This window comes from Alcaligenes faecalis (assembly GCF_002443155.1).
Classification (GTDB): domain Bacteria; phylum Pseudomonadota; class Gammaproteobacteria; order Burkholderiales; family Burkholderiaceae_B; genus Alcaligenes; species Alcaligenes faecalis.
The window spans coordinates 997396-1014416 of record NZ_CP023667.1; the positions used below are offsets into that span (position 1 = coordinate 997396).

General features: G+C 56.1%; 16 protein-coding genes and 3 tRNA genes. 9 read left to right on the forward strand and 10 right to left on the reverse strand.

The annotated features are described in order from the left end of the window. Nucleotides 1-309: 309 nt before the first annotated feature. A tRNA-Thr gene (locus CPY64_RS04555) sits at nt 310-385 on the reverse strand. A gap of 111 nt (nt 386-496) precedes the next feature. Here CPY64_RS04555 and CPY64_RS04560 point away from each other — a divergent pair. After that, nucleotides 497-880 carry an MAPEG family protein gene (locus CPY64_RS04560; RefSeq protein WP_042487660.1) on the forward strand — a complete coding sequence of 128 codons (384 nt, stop codon included), beginning with the start codon at nt 497-499 and terminating at the stop codon, nt 878-880. 105 nt (nt 881-985) lie between these two features. Here CPY64_RS04560 and CPY64_RS04565 read toward each other — a convergent pair whose 3' ends face one another. Together CPY64_RS04565 and CPY64_RS04570 are read right to left on the reverse strand one after the other, a co-directional pair. After that, nucleotides 986-2074: an AI-2E family transporter gene (locus tag CPY64_RS04565; RefSeq protein WP_042487657.1), complete on the reverse strand. Its 1089-nt coding sequence runs from the start codon at nt 2072-2074 to the stop codon at nt 986-988. A gap of 243 nt (nt 2075-2317) precedes the next feature. Next, a complete protein-coding gene (locus CPY64_RS04570) occupies nt 2318-3895 on the reverse strand; it encodes a Na/Pi cotransporter family protein (RefSeq protein ID WP_042487654.1) in 1578 nt (525 codons plus the stop codon). A 217-nt stretch (nt 3896-4112) separates the two neighbouring features. Between CPY64_RS04570 and CPY64_RS04575 the strand changes: the two genes are divergently transcribed. Beyond that, nucleotides 4113-4559, forward strand: coding sequence for an IrmA family protein (locus CPY64_RS04575; RefSeq protein ID WP_123794709.1), 447 nt, complete (start codon nt 4113-4115; stop codon nt 4557-4559). Nucleotides 4560-4672: 113 nt separating this feature from the next. Here the strand turns inward: CPY64_RS04575 and CPY64_RS04580 are convergent. Continuing rightward, nucleotides 4673-4748: transfer RNA gene (locus tag CPY64_RS04580), tRNA-Asn, on the reverse strand. A gap of 547 nt (nt 4749-5295) precedes the next feature. Here CPY64_RS04580 and CPY64_RS04585 point away from each other — a divergent pair. Further along, on the forward strand, nt 5296-6438 hold the full coding sequence (locus CPY64_RS04585) for a porin (RefSeq protein WP_042487648.1): 1143 nt from the start codon (nt 5296-5298) through the stop codon (nt 6436-6438). 261 nt (nt 6439-6699) lie between these two features. On the opposite strand, the gene CPY64_RS04590 is transcribed toward CPY64_RS04585, so the two are convergent. After that, a tRNA-Asn gene (locus CPY64_RS04590) sits at nt 6700-6775 on the reverse strand. A 251-nt stretch (nt 6776-7026) separates the two neighbouring features. On the opposite strand from CPY64_RS04590, the gene CPY64_RS04595 reads away from it, so the two are divergent. Further along, a complete protein-coding gene (locus CPY64_RS04595; RefSeq protein WP_042487645.1) occupies nt 7027-7947 on the forward strand; it encodes a DMT family transporter in 921 nt (306 codons plus the stop codon). An 18-nt stretch (nt 7948-7965) separates the two neighbouring features. Here the strand turns inward: CPY64_RS04595 and CPY64_RS04600 are convergent, their stop codons facing one another. Together CPY64_RS04600 and CPY64_RS04605 are read right to left on the reverse strand one after the other, a co-directional pair. Next, nucleotides 7966-9186, reverse strand: coding sequence for a DUF3734 domain-containing protein (locus tag CPY64_RS04600; protein WP_042487643.1), 1221 nt, complete (start codon nt 9184-9186; stop codon nt 7966-7968). Between the two features lie 122 nt (nt 9187-9308). Beyond that, nucleotides 9309-10214 carry a LysR family transcriptional regulator gene (locus CPY64_RS04605; RefSeq protein WP_042487640.1) on the reverse strand — a complete coding sequence of 302 codons (906 nt, stop codon included), beginning with the start codon at nt 10212-10214 and terminating at the stop codon, nt 9309-9311. Between the two features lie 100 nt (nt 10215-10314). Here CPY64_RS04605 and CPY64_RS04610 point away from each other — a divergent pair, with 100 nt between their 5' ends. Continuing rightward, a complete protein-coding gene (locus CPY64_RS04610; protein ID WP_042487635.1) occupies nt 10315-11370 on the forward strand; it encodes a YeiH family protein in 1056 nt (351 codons plus the stop codon). A gap of 78 nt (nt 11371-11448) precedes the next feature. Here CPY64_RS04610 and CPY64_RS04615 read toward each other — a convergent pair whose 3' ends face one another. Together CPY64_RS04615 and CPY64_RS04620 are read right to left on the reverse strand one after the other, a co-directional pair. After that, a complete protein-coding gene (locus CPY64_RS04615) occupies nt 11449-11829 on the reverse strand; it encodes a SirB2 family protein (protein ID WP_021446841.1) in 381 nt (126 codons plus the stop codon). Nucleotides 11830-11946: 117 nt separating this feature from the next. Next, nucleotides 11947-12813 (reverse strand): MBL fold metallo-hydrolase, encoded by an 867-nt coding sequence (locus CPY64_RS04620; protein WP_042487632.1) that lies wholly within the window; start codon nt 12811-12813, stop codon nt 11947-11949. A 74-nt stretch (nt 12814-12887) separates the two neighbouring features. Here CPY64_RS04620 and CPY64_RS04625 point away from each other — a divergent pair, with 74 nt between their 5' ends. The 3 genes from CPY64_RS04625 to CPY64_RS04635 are packed head-to-tail and all read left to right on the forward strand — an operon-like array spanning nt 12888 to nt 14053. Continuing rightward, entirely contained in the window at nt 12888-13214 is a 327-nt protein-coding gene (locus tag CPY64_RS04625; RefSeq protein ID WP_042487629.1) for an ArsR/SmtB family transcription factor, read from the forward strand. Beyond that, the gene (locus CPY64_RS04630) at nt 13201-13632 is read left to right on the forward strand and encodes a YeeE/YedE family protein (protein WP_231691424.1); all 432 of its coding nucleotides are present in this window, start codon (nt 13201-13203) and stop codon (nt 13630-13632) included. The genes CPY64_RS04625 and CPY64_RS04630 overlap by 14 nt, the downstream gene beginning before the upstream one ends. 10 nt (nt 13633-13642) lie before the next feature. Next, nucleotides 13643-14053 carry a DUF6691 family protein gene (locus CPY64_RS04635; protein ID WP_042487626.1) on the forward strand — a complete coding sequence of 137 codons (411 nt, stop codon included), beginning with the start codon at nt 13643-13645 and terminating at the stop codon, nt 14051-14053. An 18-nt stretch (nt 14054-14071) separates the two neighbouring features. Here CPY64_RS04635 and cadR read toward each other — a convergent pair whose 3' ends face one another. After that, nucleotides 14072-14503: a Cd(II)/Pb(II)-responsive transcriptional regulator gene (gene cadR / locus CPY64_RS04640; RefSeq protein ID WP_042487623.1), complete on the reverse strand. Its 432-nt coding sequence runs from the start codon at nt 14501-14503 to the stop codon at nt 14072-14074. Nucleotides 14504-14581: 78 nt separating this feature from the next. On the opposite strand from cadR, the gene CPY64_RS04645 reads away from it, so the two are divergent. Further along, complete coding sequence (locus tag CPY64_RS04645) at nt 14582-16903, forward strand: heavy metal translocating P-type ATPase (RefSeq protein ID WP_226791331.1); 2322 nt, start codon at nt 14582-14584, stop codon at nt 16901-16903. Nucleotides 16904-17021 lie beyond the last annotated feature (118 nt).

The following is a 17021-nucleotide window of genomic DNA, read 5'->3' on the forward strand; positions in this document are numbered from 1 at the left end:
CGATGTGGCCTTGGAGTATTGATCCCCCGGCTTTCGAGCCTGGGGGATTATTTTTTTGGTTCTCAGCTCGGCAATGGTGTGTTGATGAGCGGAGAAACCTAACGGTTTCTGGGCTGGGTTGCTATGGCCGCTGCATGTTTGGTATTGCTTGCCACATGCCTATTTTCATAAGGCTAGTCGTGGGTTTTTTTTGGGGCCGTCTATGTGGAATAGTTGAAAGCAGGCGATTAATTGCTTCTGATGTCAGGAAGCTAAACCATTGATTCGATTAAATTATTGATTATTTTATTTCAATGGTTTTAGATTAGCTGGTGCCGATGAAAGGAATCGAACCCTCGACCTTCTCATTACGAATGAGCTGCTCTACCGACTGAGCTACATCGGCTAACCTAAGACGATAAGTATATCCTGTTTTTTTCGGGTTTGTAAATTCTGCGCACGCATTTGGGCTGCGACGTGCTATGTTGGGCGTTTTCAGCCTGTGAAGGGGACGATGATGCTGGGGATCAAGATCAGTTTGGTGGTAGCGGCTTTCTTGCCTTGGTTGGCGGCGATTTGTGCCAAAGCCGGAGGGGCGGGCTTTACGAATCATGAGCCGCGTCCTTGGCTGGCCAGCCTGTCGGGGTGGCGTGGACGGGCCAATGCGGCGCAGGCCAATGCATTTGAAGCGCTGCCGTTCTTTTACGCGGCGGTGTTGCTGGCCTTGTGGTCGGGGGCGGATGCCTTGCGCGTGCAAAGCCTGATGATTTCCTGGATCGTGCTGCGCGTGCTGTATTTGCTGATGTACATATTGGACAAGGCCACCTTGCGCTCGCTGGTGTGGTTCCTGGCCCTGGCCGTGAATATCTGGATTGTGTTCCTGCCCGTGTTGCGGACTTGATGAAATGAAGAAGGGCCTGTTCGGTGCTTTGGATCAAGCACGGAACAGGCCCTTGGGTTTGATGTCTGGAAGATCAGCAGGCCAGCCTTAAAGCTGGCCTGTTTTTTATCTGCCGTTGCTTTCTTGCTCTTCCGCTTCCACACGGGCGCTGACCGCCGAGGGGAACAGATCCCAGCAGGCAATGAACATGGCAGCGATCAGCGGGCCAATCACAAAACCGTTCAGGCCGAAAATTGACAAGCCGCCCAGGGTGGAAATAAGGATTATGTAATCCGGAATTTTGGTGTCTTTACCGACCAGCAGGGGGCGCAGCAGGTTGTCCACCAGGCCAATCACCAAAATACCGAAGGCGGTCAGGATGATGCCGGGGACGTAATGGCCCGAAACAAAGAAGTAGATGGCAACCGGAGCCCAGATCAGCGAGGCGCCCACAGCAGGCAGCAAGGACAGCACAGCCATCAGCACACCCCAGAACAGGGCGCCTTGAATGTCCAGGAACCAGAACATGACCCCGCCCAGCGCACCTTGAGTCGCCGCCACAGCGATATTGCCTTTGACGGTGGCGCGTACCACGGTGGTGAATTTGCGGAACAGGTGGGTTTTCTGGCCTTCGCTCAGAGGGATCAGTTGACGGAAATGACGGCCCAGCTCCACGCCATCGCGCAGCAGAAAGAACAGCATGTACAGCATGATGCCCAGGCTGACCAGGAACTGGAAGGTGTTCTGGCCTACGTTCAGAGCCTGTTTGGTCAGGAACTGTCCGCCTTGAACAGCAAATTCAGAGAACTTCTCTTGCAGGGATGCAAAGTCATGCAGGCCAAAACGGGCGGCAAAATCTGTCACGCTAGGAGGTAGCGCATTCAGTATTTTTTGCAAATAGGCACCGGGATTCAGCTGCCCACTATTCATCAAGTCGTACAGAGAGGCGATTTGTTGAACCAGAGAAATGGAAATCAGGATGACCGGAATAATGACGATCAGAATAATGACCAGCAAACTGATCAGTGCAGATAGAGAACGCCGGCCTTTGGTTTTAGCCAGCAGCTTGCGTTGCAAGGGGGTAAACAAAATAGCCAGAACGGCACCCCAGAATACGGCGCCATAAAAGGGGAGAAGTATCCAGACAAAGGCAGCGGATACGGCGGCCAGCAAAAGCAAAAAAGTATGGAATTGTAGATTTGGCCGGGTGGACATGGAGTTTTTCCATTAGCGTGAATTTGAGCCGATTGTAAGGGGGAATCCTTGCTACGGGCGTGAATCTTGGTATCTGTTTACAGTGTTTTTGTCAGCCTTGGAACCAAGTTACTTTTATATTCTTGTTATATGAGTTTTGCGAAGCAGGAGGGCTCCAAAAGCTGCTTTAGGCATGAAGGGCAAGGTGGGGCATTCCTGCTTCCGGAGAGCTTTGCCGGCCTCGTGCAACCAGGGTTTTCAGCCTTACTGTTGTGTTTGGCGAGCCAGCTGCAAGTAGTAGCTGCTACGCCAGACATGCTGGCTGCTGCGTTCGAACCAGCGGTGGGTGTCCGTGATACGCAGGGTGCGTGAGGCGTCGTCATGGCCTTGCGGGGCCGCCAGAAGCTGGCTGCGAACAGTGCTCAAGAGTTCGGTCAGGGCCTGTGCTCTGGCTTGTACCTGCTCTAGCCAGTCTGCCGGGGCTTGTCCGTGCAAGCCTTGTTGCGCCAGCGTATTCAGCTCTGTGGCCAGGGTCTGAGCCTGCTGGTAACGGCTGTCGCGCAAGTCTGTTGCAGGCTGGTTTTGCAAGCGGCTGCGCAGACGATGCATGTGGTCAATCGTGTGTAAAAGCGCGCTGATGCGGGCGGCAACGGCGGGATCATCAGCAGCGCTGGGGATGCGCAATACAAACTCGTAGGCTTGATCCAGCACGGTTTCGATTTGCTGCAGGTCGGCCGCCGCGGTGCTGGGGCGGCTCATGTTCAGACTGTGCTGATACAGATTCAGCAGGCGCTGGGCCAGCTCTTCCAGCGTGCGTTGGGTAGTTTCCAGGGCCAGGGCCGGTACTTGCAGCAAGCTATCGTCCAGGTGGTGTTGGGGGCGGGCAGAGCGATCCGGCACCAGGCGCTGCACCCAGCGGGCAAACTGCTGGGTAAAGGGCAGGCACAAGGCGGCACCCAGGCCAATGAACAGGCTGTGAAAGGCCGCCAGACCCAATGCGCCGGGAGGAACGTTGATGTAGGAGCCTGTGGCGTACATGGCTTTCAGGAACAAGGGCAGGATCAGCAGTCCCAGTAAACCGGCAATGACGTTGAACAGAATGTAGGCAATGGCCGTGCGCTTGGCGTAAATGGTGCCACCGATAGCAACCAGTACGCCGGTCAGAGTGGTGCCTATGGATGCGCCCACAACAATGGCGGCGGCCTGATCAAAGCTGACCGCTCCGGCATCCAGAGCGGTCAGTGTCATGGCGATAGCGGCGGTCGAGGATTGCAGCACGGCGGTCAGGGCCAGGCCGGTAAGCATGATCAGCAAATGTGCGCCATAGCCGCCCGTAGGCATATGAGCCAGGCTGAAGCTGGCTGCCAGCCCTTGCATGCCGTCTTGCAGCATGCCCAATCCCAGAAACAGAGTGCCAAAGCCAGCCAGTGCGCGGCCCAGCTCTTTATAGCGACCGGGGGCCAGTAGTTTGAGCAGGGCGCCCAACCCAATCAGGGGCAGGGTGTAAAAGCCCAGATTCACTTTTAGCCCCAGGCCGGAGATGATCCAGCCGGTGGCGGTATTGCCCAGACTGGCGCCGATGACCACGCCAATTGCTTGTGTGAAGGAGATAAGCCCTGCACTGACAAAGCCGATCAGGGTGACAGTGGTAGCCGTAGAGGATTGGGCCAGCGCGGTAATCAAGGCGCCGGATGCAAAGGCCTTGATGGGTCTGCCGGTAAAGGCCAGCAGGATCTGCTTGAGGGAGCCGCCCGCAAAAGCCACTAGCCCTTCGGACAGCAGCATCATGCCAATCAGAAATAGACCGAGTCCCCCAAAAAAGGGGAAAAGAGTATCGAGCATAAAAGAGTGCGAGCAGCGAAATAAACGGCAGATCCCGGCAGGAAAAGTCGGGGCAGAAAGCTGGAAGCTGCATTATCGCCAGTTACGCTGTCTGTGGAGTGAAATTCTTGAGTGTTGCAAACAGGATATTTATGGAAGCGCATGTTGCAAATGCAGCACCTCTTTATTTTTTTGTGTATAAGTGCGCTTGGGTTTCTATTGCAAAAGAGAGGGCGATGTGGATTTTCGTAAGAGCGTGAGGCTGGTCGCAGGGGCCATGCTGCTGGGTGGCGTGATGGCGGGCCAGGCACAGGCGGTGCAAATGTGGCATTCCGATACGGTCTTTGCGAATCAGGGAATGTGTGCTGCGAATTTTACTTTTGATTCCCAAATGGAGCCGGTTCAGCAGCTGAAGGTCCATATTCAGGTGCTGAGTAAAAAGAACAATAAGCTGGTGGCCGAGGATGTGATCGAGGTGGACGACTTTGGCAGTTCCAGCGCCGAACGCTATGCCACAGGCTATTGGCATGATGAAATCGCGTGCGATCAGAATTTGCGAGTGGTGGTGACGGGGGCGACAGCGGTGATGAATGGCGAGCGTGTTGATTTGCTGGCCAAGGATCTGCTGGACGTGCAGAATTTTGTTCCGTATGAGATCAGCATCACGCCTGCAGGAACCCAGTAGACGAGCCAGGATAGGGAGCGTGCCGGCAAAGCCTCTTGAGCAATCAAGAGGCTTTTTTATGTCAGCAGACGTGAAAAAGCCCAGCTACGTAAGTAGCTGGGCTTTCGTATTTTTGGCTCCCCGACCAGGGCTCGAACCTGGGACCTGCGGATTAACAGTCCGTCGCTCTACCGACTGAGCTATCGGGGACCAGCAAAGAAAATAATTATAGGGTAAAGCTATCGATATTGTAAAGAGGTATTTTATGAGAAACCTATTTTCATAAATGCAAAACTGGATACGGCCTTGGCAATAGGCGTAAATCCTGATTTTTCCGTTGGGAACATACCGTCTGGTCAACAAGGCCCATACACCTGGTTTGTAGCAAATGGTTGCAAGCCTTTTGTTTATTGGCTTTGCGCTCATTTAGCCCATTTTCTGCTGAATTCTCTGCAGGTGAAAAACTAGGGAAAATGCGTATGAAACCTAGTAAACACGCCGGATTGAGTTTATTGACACCAATATTGTTTATGCCTGAAATATAAATGCTTGCAGTATATGTGTCTCAACTATCAAGTCCCTTTCATCCCTGTTTCAGGGCCTGGTTCATTGAGATTTCTTGCTTCAAGAAATAGGAGGGAGTGCAGGGGTGTGGCGCCGGGAAATCATCTTTTCGGGCGGTGGCAACCAGCACTTGAACAAGAGCCGGACAACGACAAGAAATCCGGCATTCAGACGTTTACAGAGAACAGAGAATATGAAAAAAACTATCTTGGCAGCCTTGTTGATGCCTGTACTGGCGGTTCCCGCCTACGCTGCATCGAACGTGACTTTGTACGGCGTGGTTGATACCGGCCTGGGCTACGAGCAGTGGAAAGGGAGCGACCTGAAAGGCGGCGCAGAAAAACAAAGCCGTTTTGGTCTGTACGATCAGGGTTGGATGGGTAACCGCTGGGGCCTGATGGGCAGCGAAGATCTGGGCGGCGGTCTGAAAGCCAACTTCATGCTGGAAAGCGGCTTTGATCTGAGCGATGGCAATATGCGCCAGAACCGCTTGTTTGGTCGTCAAGCGACCTTGGGCCTGAGTGGTGAATCCTGGGGCCGTGTGGATCTGGGTCGTCAGACCACGGTGACTTCCCTGTACGTTGCCGGTGTGGCCAGCCCCTTTGGTGGCAATGGCTACCAGTACGGCGTGGGTGCTGCATTTAATGCGGCCAACACGGTTCGTTACGACAATATGCTTGCCTACCAGAGTCCCGAGTTCTCTGGCTTCCAGTTCGGTGCGGGCTATTCTTTCAACACTAATGGCGCCCAGAAGTGGGATCGTAGCGGTTTGACTGGCAATGCCATCAACAGCGACGATGCCAACGTGAAAGCCTTTAGCGTAGCCATGCGCTACACCAATGGTCCTTTGAAAGCGGCCTTGAGCTTTGATCAGGCTCGCTATGGCTCCGCTCGCGAGCAAGGTGGCAACCTGGTTGCGGCAGAAAGCGGCAATGTCAGCGCCTGGAACCTGGCAGCCAGCTACAAATTCAGCTTTGCCACCTTGCACGCTGCTTTTGGCCAAAGCCGCAATGGTTACATCGGTGGTTCCCTGCAAACCGAACAATTTGGCCCTGGCATGCACAAGGACCTGAAGGTCAACTCTTACGCGCTGGGCGTGACCGTTCCTACCGGCAAGGCTGGCTCGGTTCTGGCTTCCTGGACCATGGCTGACCCACGTTCCACTCCACGCAGCACAGATGATGCCAAGACCCAGCACGTGTTCAGCGCTGGTTACCTGCACAATCTGTCCAAGCGCACCAATCTGTACGCTATTGGCTCCTACGCTCGCAATATCGGCTACTACAGCGATTTGAAGAGCACGGTTGCCACGGTCGGCATCACGCACCGTTTCTGATCTTTCTGACTGATTCTGCCAGTTCCGGGTCGACGTAGTGCGTTAGCAGCGGCGGCGTCGTCCTGGATAGGGGCTAGGTCAGGGGAAAAGAGCCACAGCGGGGCTGCATCAACATGCAGTCCCGCTGTCTTTTTGGGTTGAGGGGTTTTGTTTGTCCAAATGTTAATGACGCCGTTTCTTCGTGATGGAGCAGACGCATGTAGCAGGGACAAAAAAAATCAGCCCAAAGCAAACGCTATGGGCTGATTTTGATGGTTTTCTTGGCTCCCCGACCAGGGCTCGAACCTGGGACCTGCGGATTAACAGTCCGTCGCTCTACCGACTGAGCTATCGGGGACCAGAGAAAAAGAATATAGCATGTATTTTGCGAAATGTGCAAGTTTTCAGAGGGAAAAGATAAAAGTTGTCGCGTAGTGCTGCTGGGCGCAGTGGCGGACAGGTCATTGGTTGTTGCGCTGGCAGGGTCACCATGGCCGCCGTCCAAGGCAAAGAGTAGAATCGACGGCTTATTGCCCTTACTGACTCTTTTTCTGCCAGGGCCCGCCGCTACCATGCTGACCGTGTGGCCCTGCAAAGTGATGAATTCCCATGCAAGCTAGTCAAAGCTCCAGTGCGCAGCGCAGTTCCTTTTTGATTGGACTGGCGTTGTCGGGGGGCGGATCCATTCTTTTCTCCGCCAAAGCGGTGGTTGCCAAGCTGACTTACCAATACGACGTCAACGCCTTGACGGTTATCGGGTTTCGAATGCTTTTGTCGCTGCCTTTCTTTCTGGCGATTGCACTATGGCAAGTGAAGAAAGTACGCCAGGGCAAGCTGGCCGCACTGACCTGGCGGCAGAAGCTGGAGCTGGTGGTGTTGGGCTTTCTGGGTTATTACCTGGCCAGCTTGCTGGACTTTATTGGTCTTGAATATATTTCGGCAGGGCTGGAGCGGCTGATTCTGTTTCTGTCGCCCACTTTTGTGCTTATTTTCTCTGCTATTTTCCTGAAGCGACGGATTCTGCCTAAGCAGTGGCTGGCCTTGGCGCTGGCGTATCTGGGGGTGGGGCTAGTCTTTGTACAGGATTTGAATCTGACCGGGGATGATGTGCTGCTGGGCGCACTTTGCGTGCTGGGCTCGGCCATTTCCTATGCCATCTACTTGATCGGTTCGGGCGAGCTGCTCAAAGCCATCGGCTCTACACGTCTGGTGGCCTATGCCATGTCTTTCTCGGCCGTCTATACCCTGATCCACTTTTTTGCCGTGCTGGGCTGGCAGGGTCTGATTCAACCCGCTCCGGTTTATGGCTTGTCCATGATTCACGCCGTCTGTAATACGGTTTTGCCGACCTTCATGACCATGTGGGCGGTGGAGCGGGTAGGTGCACCCATGAGTGCTCAGATGGGCTTGATTGGTCCAGTTTCGGTCTTGTTTCTGGCGAACTGGTTCCTGAATGAACCGATTACGCTGATGCAATTGCTGGGTACGGCCTTCGTACTTAGCGGCGCGATGGTCTTGAGCCGCCGCTAAGTCCCGGCACAGGCTGGCTTACTTGCCGTTGGCCAGCCGTTTTTCGATTTCGTCGCGGTGCACGTCGTAGGTGGTAAAGCCGGCCAGGTTTTCTGGCATGTTCAGCTTGTCCCGGTGTATCAGCGTCTGGCGAATATCATCCAGGCCACTGCGCCAGTGTTCACGCATGGTCATGCGGCCAAACTGATAGTCCTTGTAGTGCTGCTCGTAGGGCTGGTTGCGGTAAATCAGGTGCACCACGTTATAGCGCTTGTTGCTGGCCAGTTCTTCGGCCAGACGGCAAGGCAGCAGGTCTTTGCGTTGATCTTCGGGGATCAGGGCAAGCAGCTCCGTCAGGATATGGCGCATGTACTGCGAATGACGCATGTCTTCGGTCACCATACGGGTACGGCTGGAGTAGCGGATCTCGTTCAGGCGGTCGCTGACTTCTCCCATATTGTTGGGCACCGGGCCGCGTGCACTCCACAAATCCACTTGAAACACCAGGGTGTCCCGGCGGGGTGACTGGTCCAGCACATAAGACAGCGGCGTATTGGAAACCAGGCCACCGTCCCAGTAATACTGACCATCAATTTCCACAGGGGCGAAAGCCGGGGGCAGGGCGCCCGAAGCCATGAAGTGCTCGGCCCGCAAGGTGGTGCGATGGTTGTCAAAGTACACAAAGTTGCCCGTGCCTACGTTGACCGCGCCTACCGAGATGCGCTGGCGCTTGTCATTGATGCGATCAAAGTCGCACAAACGCCCCAGCGTGTCTTTCAGGGCGCTGGTGTCGTAGTAACTGGCCCCCTCGGGCACGCCCGGTGTGGCTTGCATCGGTGGGGGAAAACGGGGGCGAAAAAAGCCGCGCTGTCCCAAGACCAGCGCATTGCTGGCATTGAAGGCGCTGATGGCCTCGCGCATCACATCGTTGATGCCAAAGAGGGCACGCTCCAGGCAGGCCGGGCTTGACCAGCCATAGTAGGGCTCGCAAATGGTGTTCCAGAACTCTCGCAGGCGTTCTACCTGTCGCTCGGGCGGATTGCCCGCAATAATCGCCGTGTTCAGGGCCCCAATGGAGATGCCGGACAGGCAATCAGGCTCGATTCCCGCTTCCAGCAAACCTTCATAGACACCGGCTTGATAGGCCCCTAACGCGCCGCCGCCTTGCAGCACCAGGGCTACGGTTTCATAAGGTGGCAAATAAGAGGGGCGGGCAAAAGCGGGGACGTCTTGCGCTTGTGGCGTAGGAACAGTGTTCATGGCATCGCTCAGTTCAAGAGGTGGGCAGGAGATCGGGACTTATGATCCCTTCCGGTTGTGCTGCACTGCAGCAAGAATACCATTGCTGCGGGTGTCAACCATCTCAAGAATGCAAACTTGCGTCAATTTTCGGCTGGGGATGAGCCGGATTCGGGGCTGTGCAAATGATCTGCAAAGGCGCTCAAGACCTGGCTGCGGTAGCGTTCCTTGTGCAGCACCAGGGACAGGCGGCGCTTCAAATCCAGAAAGGGGGTGTCCAGGATGCGTAGTCGTTGATTGGCAACAGCATCCAGCGTGGCTGCCTGTGGCAGGCAGGCCAGCCCCAGCCCTGCAATGACGGCTTGCTTGATGGCCTCCACCTGGCCCAGTTCCATCAGCACATGCCCACCGGGCAGCACATTCAGGGCTTGTTCGGTCAGCGCTCGGGAGGCCGAGCCACGTTCGCGCATGATCCAGCTCATGCCCGCAAAGTCCTGTTTTTCCAGAGTGGTCTTGGTGGCCAGTGGATGATCGGGGGCGGCGCAAACGACCAGCGCATCTTCGCGCCAGATCCAGGTTTCCAGTTGCGGATGGTTGACCGGGCCTTCCACGCAGGCAATGTCGCAGCTGTGTTCCAGCAACTGATTGATGATGTTGGCCGTGTTGTCTACCGACACATGCAGGGAGACACGCGGGTGCTGGCGTACAAACTGCCCCACCAGATCCCCGATCAGGTAGTTGCCTACCGTATTGCTGGCCCCGATGCGGATTTCGCCGCGCAGTTCGCGTTCTTCCTGCTGGCTCTGCATTTCACGCAAACGCTCCAGAATTTCGCGCGCGTGCGGCAGCAATTGCTTGCCACGGCTGGTCAGCTGCATGCGCCCGGGTGTGCGTTCAAACAAGGGGCAATCCAGCTGCTTTTCCAGTTCGGCCAGGGCCATGCTGGCAGCCGGTTGGGACAAGTGAATGTTGGCCGCGCAAGCGCGCACCGTGCCCAAAGTGGCAATGCCTACAAACACTTCCAGTTGTCTGATGCTGATCGCGTTCATGATAAATAAAATTGATACTTACGATAAGTAATAATGAATTTTTTAATACTCGGGGTCAACCTAAAATTACTTTTACTTATTACATATCTGGAATGACGAGATGAGCAGTGTGACCGATTTACCAGCAGGAAGCACCGCCCTGAAGGCGCAGGGCAAATCGGGTTTCTCTCTGAAGCCGTCCCGTTTGTGGGGCTTTTTACTGGCGGTGGCCGTGGGCGTTGCCGCCATGGGCCTGGGGAAATTGTGGCCGTTGATTGGCGGCCCTGTTTTTGCGATTGTCCTGGGGATGCTACTGCGTAACAGCATGGGCGTGGCTCCGGTGTTTCAGCCCGGTTTGCGCTATTCGTCCAAAGTGTTGTTGCAGTGGTCGATTATTGGCCTGGGTTTTGGTTTGAGCCTGCCGCAAGTGATGCGTACCGGCATGGATTCGCTGGCTGTAACTCTGGTGACGTTGACGGTGGCTTTTGTGACGGCACTGGTACTGGGCCGAGCCTTGGGCATTCCTTCCAAGCTGCGCACCCTGATCGGGGTGGGGACGGCGATTTGCGGTGGCTCGGCGATTGCGGCAGTTACGCCCATTCTGAAGCCGGAAGAGCATGAAACTGCACTGGCAATTTCCACCATCTTTATCTTCAATATTGTGGCGGTGCTGATTTTCCCCTTGGCCGGTCACATGATGAACATGTCCGATGCCGGTTTTGGGGTGTGGGCGGGAACCGCTATCAACGATACCTCGTCAGTCGTGGCGGCAGGGTATAGCTACAGCCGTCAGGCCGGTGACCATGCCACTATCGTGAAATTGACGCGTGCAACCTTGATTATTCCTATCTGCCTGATTCTGGCGGGCCTGGAAATGTGGCGTTCGCGTCAGGCGGGTCGGGATTTTGATCTGATGCGCGTATTTCCCTGGTTCATTGTCTGGTTCATGGTGGCCTCGGCTCTGCGCTCGCTGGGCTGGGTGCCGGTGGAGTGGCTGGAACCGCTGCGTTTTCTGGCCGAGTTCCTGATGGTTCTGGCCCTGGCTGCCATTGGCTTGTGCTCGGATTTAAAGGTGATGGCACGAGCCGGCGCGCGGCCTGCCTTGCTGGGTCTGGGAGTCTGGATTGCCGTAGCCCTCAGCAGTTTGTTGGTTCAGCGCTGGATAGGCGTCTGGTAAGGCGGGACAGTAAAGAGCCCCTGACAATGGACAATTATTTCCACTGTCAGGGGCTATTTTTATGTGCTGCTTGTGTGCTTAAACGAACCAGGAAGCTGGGCTGCGGTTCAGCGCCACGCCCACGATATAGGCAAAGATGGCAATCGCAATCAGTGCTGCCACGCCGCGGCTGAAAGCGGTTTTACCGCGTTTGATGGCATAGCTCCCCACTACGATGTAGACCACCAGCAACACAATCTTGGTCAGCAGCCAGGGTTGGTTGGCTGCTGCGCCCAACATGCCGGCCAGCGCCAGACCACAGACCAGCAAGACGGTATCGATGACATGCGGGGCAATGCGCACAAAGCGATTCTGCAAACAGGATGAGCCGGACACTGACCAGAAGGCCCGAATAATGAAAAACAAAATGCTCAGCCCGGCGGCTGTCATGTGCAAGTGTTTGAGGGCCACGTAAGTCATGCCAGTTATTTCCTTCTGAAGTTCAGGGTGCAGAAAAAGGCAGTATACGCAGGCTGGGGCTTAAAAGTTTTTCCGCGTCCCGGCTTGTGCCTGTTCAGACGCAAAAAACCGCTAAATTCAGAGTTGATTGACGGGCAGCTTCAGATAGACCTGGCCATTGCTTTCTGGCTCGGGAAAGTGGCCAGCCCGGATATTGACCTGAATGGACGGCAGGATCAGGCGCGGCATGCCCAGGGTTTTGTCGCGTGCTGTGCGGCGCTCGCAAAACTGTTCCTGACTGATGCCGTCGTGCACATGGATATTGCTGTCTTTCTGGTCCTGAACCGTGCATTGAAAATGGGGCTCCCGTCCTTCAGGCGGGTAGTCGTGGCACATGAACAGGACAGTGTCTGCGGGCAGCGCCAGCAAGCGCTGGATGGATTCATAGAGCTGGCTGGCGCTGCCGCCCGGAAAGTCGCAACGGGCAGTACCGACATCGGGCAAAAACAGGGTGTCACCCACAAATACGCCCAGCCCCTGAACGTGATAGGCCATATCGGCCGGTGTGTGGCCGGGTACGTGCAGGGCTTGTACCTGAAGGGCACCGATCTGGAATTGCTCCTGATCCTTGAACAGCGTATCGAAGGGTGTGCCGTTGGCCTGGATTTCGGCCTCTATATTGAAGATGCGACTGAACGTGGACTGCACTTGCTTGATGTGCTCGCCGATGGCGATTTTGCCGCCCACCTGTTCCTGCAACCAGACCGCAGCGGACAGATGGTCGGCATGGGCGTGGGTTTCCAGAACCCATTGCACCTCCAGCTGATGCTGGCGCACAAAATCCACGACCTTCTGGGCTGAGGCAGTGCTGCTGCGGCCGGAGGCGGCATCATAGTCCAGTACGGAGTCGATGATGGCGCATTCGCGTTGGCCTGCGGCATGGACCACGTAGGTGAACGTGGAGGTGTCCGTATGAAAGAAGCTGGCGACCTGGGCTTGGAGCATGTCAGACCTCTTGTTGCTTATAAAATATGAAAAGATATTATATAATAATATATATTGTGTTTTTGTAGAACGATATGAATCAAACTGAACTGGAAGCGTTGCGACAGGTAGCAGGCCAAGCCAGCAGCTTGCTGGGCAGCCTGGCCAACCCCGATCGCCTGATGATTCTCTGCACCTTGGTGCAGGGTGAATGCAATGTGGGGGAACTGGCACAGCGCAGTGGCATTGTTCAGCCTACTTTATCGCAGCAATTGACCGTTTTGCGGCGTGAAGAGCTGATTGCGAGCCGCAAAGAGGGCAAATACGTCTATTACCGACTGGAAAATCCAGCGGTGCTGGCGGTGATGCAGACTTTATATGGAATCTTTTGCGCCCCGGGAGGCACTGATGATTGCAATTGACTGGACTTCGTTTACACCGTGGAGTGCCTTGTTCGGGGGCGCGTTGGTGGGCTTGGCTGCCTCTATCCTGGTGCTGTTCAATGGCCGGGTGTTTGGTATCTCCGGTCTGCTGTCGGGCACCTGGAGCGGGGAGGCCGGTGACAAGGGCTGGCGCTGGATGGCCTTGCTGGGCCTGGCGGCAGCTCCCTGGTTGTATCGCCTGGCCGGGGAAACTGTGCCAGAGGTACAGTCGCAGCCCTGGATATGGGTTGTCGTGGCCGGTTTGCTGGTGGGTTTTGGGACCCGGCTGGGTTCAGGTTGCACTAGCGGGCATGGCGTTTGTGGCTTGTCGCGTCTGTCACCCCGTTCTTTGGTGGCAACCTTGATGTTTATGGCCAGCGGTTTTCTGACCGTGTTTGTCTTGCGTCACCTGATCTAAGGAGCCCACCATGCACTATTTTATCGCTTTGGTTTCTGGCCTGATTTTTGGCTTGGGCTTGTTGATTTCCGGCTTGGCTAACCCCAGCAAGGTGCTGGCGTTTCTGGATCTGGCCGGGGCCTGGGACCCGTCCTTGGCTTTGGTAATGGTGGCGGCCATTGCGGTGGCGATTGTGCCCTTCAGCCTGGCTCGTCGTCGCCCATGTGCGTTCGTCACTGGCCAGCCCATGAATTTGCCCAAGCAGCGTCAAATTGACCGCCCCTTGATAGTGGGGGCCTTGATTTTTGGTGCTGGCTGGGGCGTGGCCGGCTTTTGCCCGGGTCCGGCCATTGTGCTGGCCGCCTCGGGTGCACCTTTGGCCGTGCTGTTTCTGGTCGCGATGCTGGTTGGAATGTGGGCGGCAGGGCGGGTGCGTGGCTAAGCACCACGCCACAGGGCCTTAGCCCAGATGAGTGCTGGGAGCCGGGACTTGATCCGGCTCCATATTCACTAAACCTTGCAAGATGCCGCAATGCTCCAGGCCACCGGCCTGCCCGCAGCGATGGCGCAATTCAATCAGTTGTTTTTGCAGGTGTTCCAGTTCCGCAATGCGCACGGCTACATGCTCGATATGCTCATCCAGCAAATCATTCACCGGGGCGCAGTCTTGCGCCGGGCCGTCCATAAATGCCAGCAGGCCGCGGATTTCTTCGTGTGTCATATCCAGGCTGCGGCAGTTGCGAATAAAACGTAGCCGTTCCAAGTGGATATTGCGGTACAGGCGATAGTTGCCCTCGCTGCGTTCTGGCTCGGGCAGCAGTCCGACCTTCTCGTAATAGCGGATGGTTTCCGTGTTGCAGTGGCTTTTTTCCGCCAACTCACCAATTTTCATTGCTTTGTCTCCAAAGGGCTTGACCTTGTAGTTACTTTAGGCTTTCTACTGGTCCCATGCAAGAAGCGAGGAACGGCTATGACATCAGCTAACAAGACATCAAAGCTCGGCGTGGGGCAGTGCACAACATCGGCCTGCCAGACCGGACATTCCCATGATCATAGTCATGATCACGACCATGCAGCGGGCGATCACAGCCACGAGCATAACCATGATCACGATCACAGCCATGCAGAGCAAACAGCGCACGCTCATGAAGGGGCATGCTGCTCGGCTCCTGCCATTGGTCCGTCGGTGGCCTTGGCTGCCAGTACCTCCACGCGTCTGGTCGTGCATATTGCTGATATGGATTGCCCAGCCGAAGAGAACATGATTCGCTCCGGCCTGAAAAAGCTGGATCAGGTGCAGAACCTGGGCTTTGACCTGATGCAGCGCGTCTTGACCGTGGACCACGTGGATGGCGCTCGCGATAAAGTGCTGGGTGCCTTGCGTGGCCTGGGTTTTGAGCCTCGCATGGCCGATGAAGAGCCTGTGAAGCAGGTATCGCCCAAGCAGGGCCTGATTCGTATTGCCGGTGCCGTGGTACTGGCTTTGGCTGCCGAGGTCAGCCATTGGCTGGCGGCCCCCGAGTGGCTGGTAATTGTTCTGGCGGTGGCTGCGATTCTGTCTGGTGGTGTGCAGGTCTACAAGAAAGGCTGGATTGCGCTGCGTAATGGTCAGCTCAACATTAATGCCTTGATGAGTATTGCCGTCACGGGGGCGGTGATCCTGGCCCAATGGCCTGAAGCCGCCATGGTGATGTCCCTGTTCAGCCTGGCCGAGTGGATCGAAGCTCGTTCCCTGGATCGCGCCCGCAATGCGGTGGACAGTCTGCTCAAGCTGGTGCCGGATGAAGTTCTGGTCAGTGCCAACGGCAAGGACTGGCAACGTGTACCCGCCAATCAGGTTCAGGCTGGCTGGCAAGTGCGTGTCGCCCCCGGCGAGCGTTTTGGCCTGGACGGTAAAGTCCTGCAAGGGCTAAGCACGGTTAACCAGGCCCCCATTACAGGTGAAAGCGCCCCCGTGGACAAAGAGCCCGGTGACGAGGTTTTTGCAGGCACCATTAATGGCATGGGCGAGCTGGTCTATCAAGTCCAGGCTGCTCATGATGAAACCTTGCTGGCTCGCATCACGCGGTCGGTTCAGGAAGCGCAGGCCAACAAGGCGCCGATTCAGCGTTTTGTGGATCAGTTCTCCCGCATTTACACCCCGCTGGTCGTGGTGGCAGCAGCCTTGATGGCGGTGGCCTTGCCCTTGATCTGGGGCGTGAGCTGGTCGGAGTCCGTCTATCGTGCTCTGGTTCTGCTGGTAATCGCTTGCCCTTGCGCCTTGGTGATTTCCACACCGGTGGCCGTGGTCAGTGCTTTGGCCAGTGCCGCACGTGCCGGTATCTTGATTAAAGGTGGCGTGTATCTGGAACGGGCTCGTCAGCTGCGTTACCTGGCCGTGGACAAGACCGGCACCCTGACTTTGGGCGAGCCCTCCTTGAGCGAATACGGCAGTTTGCGTCCAGGCCTGTCGGATAGCGAAGTGCTGGACATGGCCGTTGCTCTGGCCGAGCGTTCGGATCACCCCGCCTCGCAAGCGATTGCACGTGGTCGTGTGGCATCGGGCCTGTTAAGCCTGGACCAGTTCGAGGCCTTGGCGGGCAATGGCGTGCAGGCAGAGGGTTCGACGGGCCAATTGCGTCTGGGCAAGCGTAGCTGGGTGCTGGGCCAGAATCAGGCCGAGTCCAGCCAGGCCGAGCAGCAAGCCGTAGAGAGCGGTGCCACCATGGTGTATCTGGGTGACGAACAAGGTCTGCTGGCCTGGTTCGCCATGATGGATACCCTGCGTCCTACCACCACTCAAGCGATCCGCGACCTGCAAGCGCAGGGCGTGCAAGTGGAAGTGCTCTCGGGCGACCATGAACAAGCCGTGCGCCATGTGGCTCAGCAAGCCGGCATCAAGGATTTTCGAGGCGGTTTGCTGCCACAGGACAAGCTGGATCGTATCGAGGAAAAACTGGGCAAGGGCCTGGTGGCGATGGTGGGCGATGGCATCAATGATGCGCCTGCCCTGGCTCGTGCGGATGTGGGTATCGCCATGGGGGCTTTAGGTTCGGACATTGCGATCGAGACTGCTGATGTGGCCTTGATGGACGATGATCTGGGCAAGATTGCCTTGCTGATGCGTCAGTCCCGAGCCTTGCACGCCGTTCTGTGGCAGAACATCAGCCTGGCTTTGGGTATCAAGGCGGTATTCCTGGTGATGGCTCTGACCGGACAGGCCACCATGTGGATGGCGGTGTTTGCCGACGTGGGCGCCAGCTTGCTGGTGGTGCTGAACAGCTTGCGTCTGTTGCGCGCCCGCAATCCTTAAATTCCGTGTGTGTGGCGATCAAACTCCACCTCCTTGAGGTGGAGTTTTTTTATGCTTCATTCTTATGTTTCATCAAATAAGGCCATCACTAACGTGAAGTTGATTTGACACACAGTAG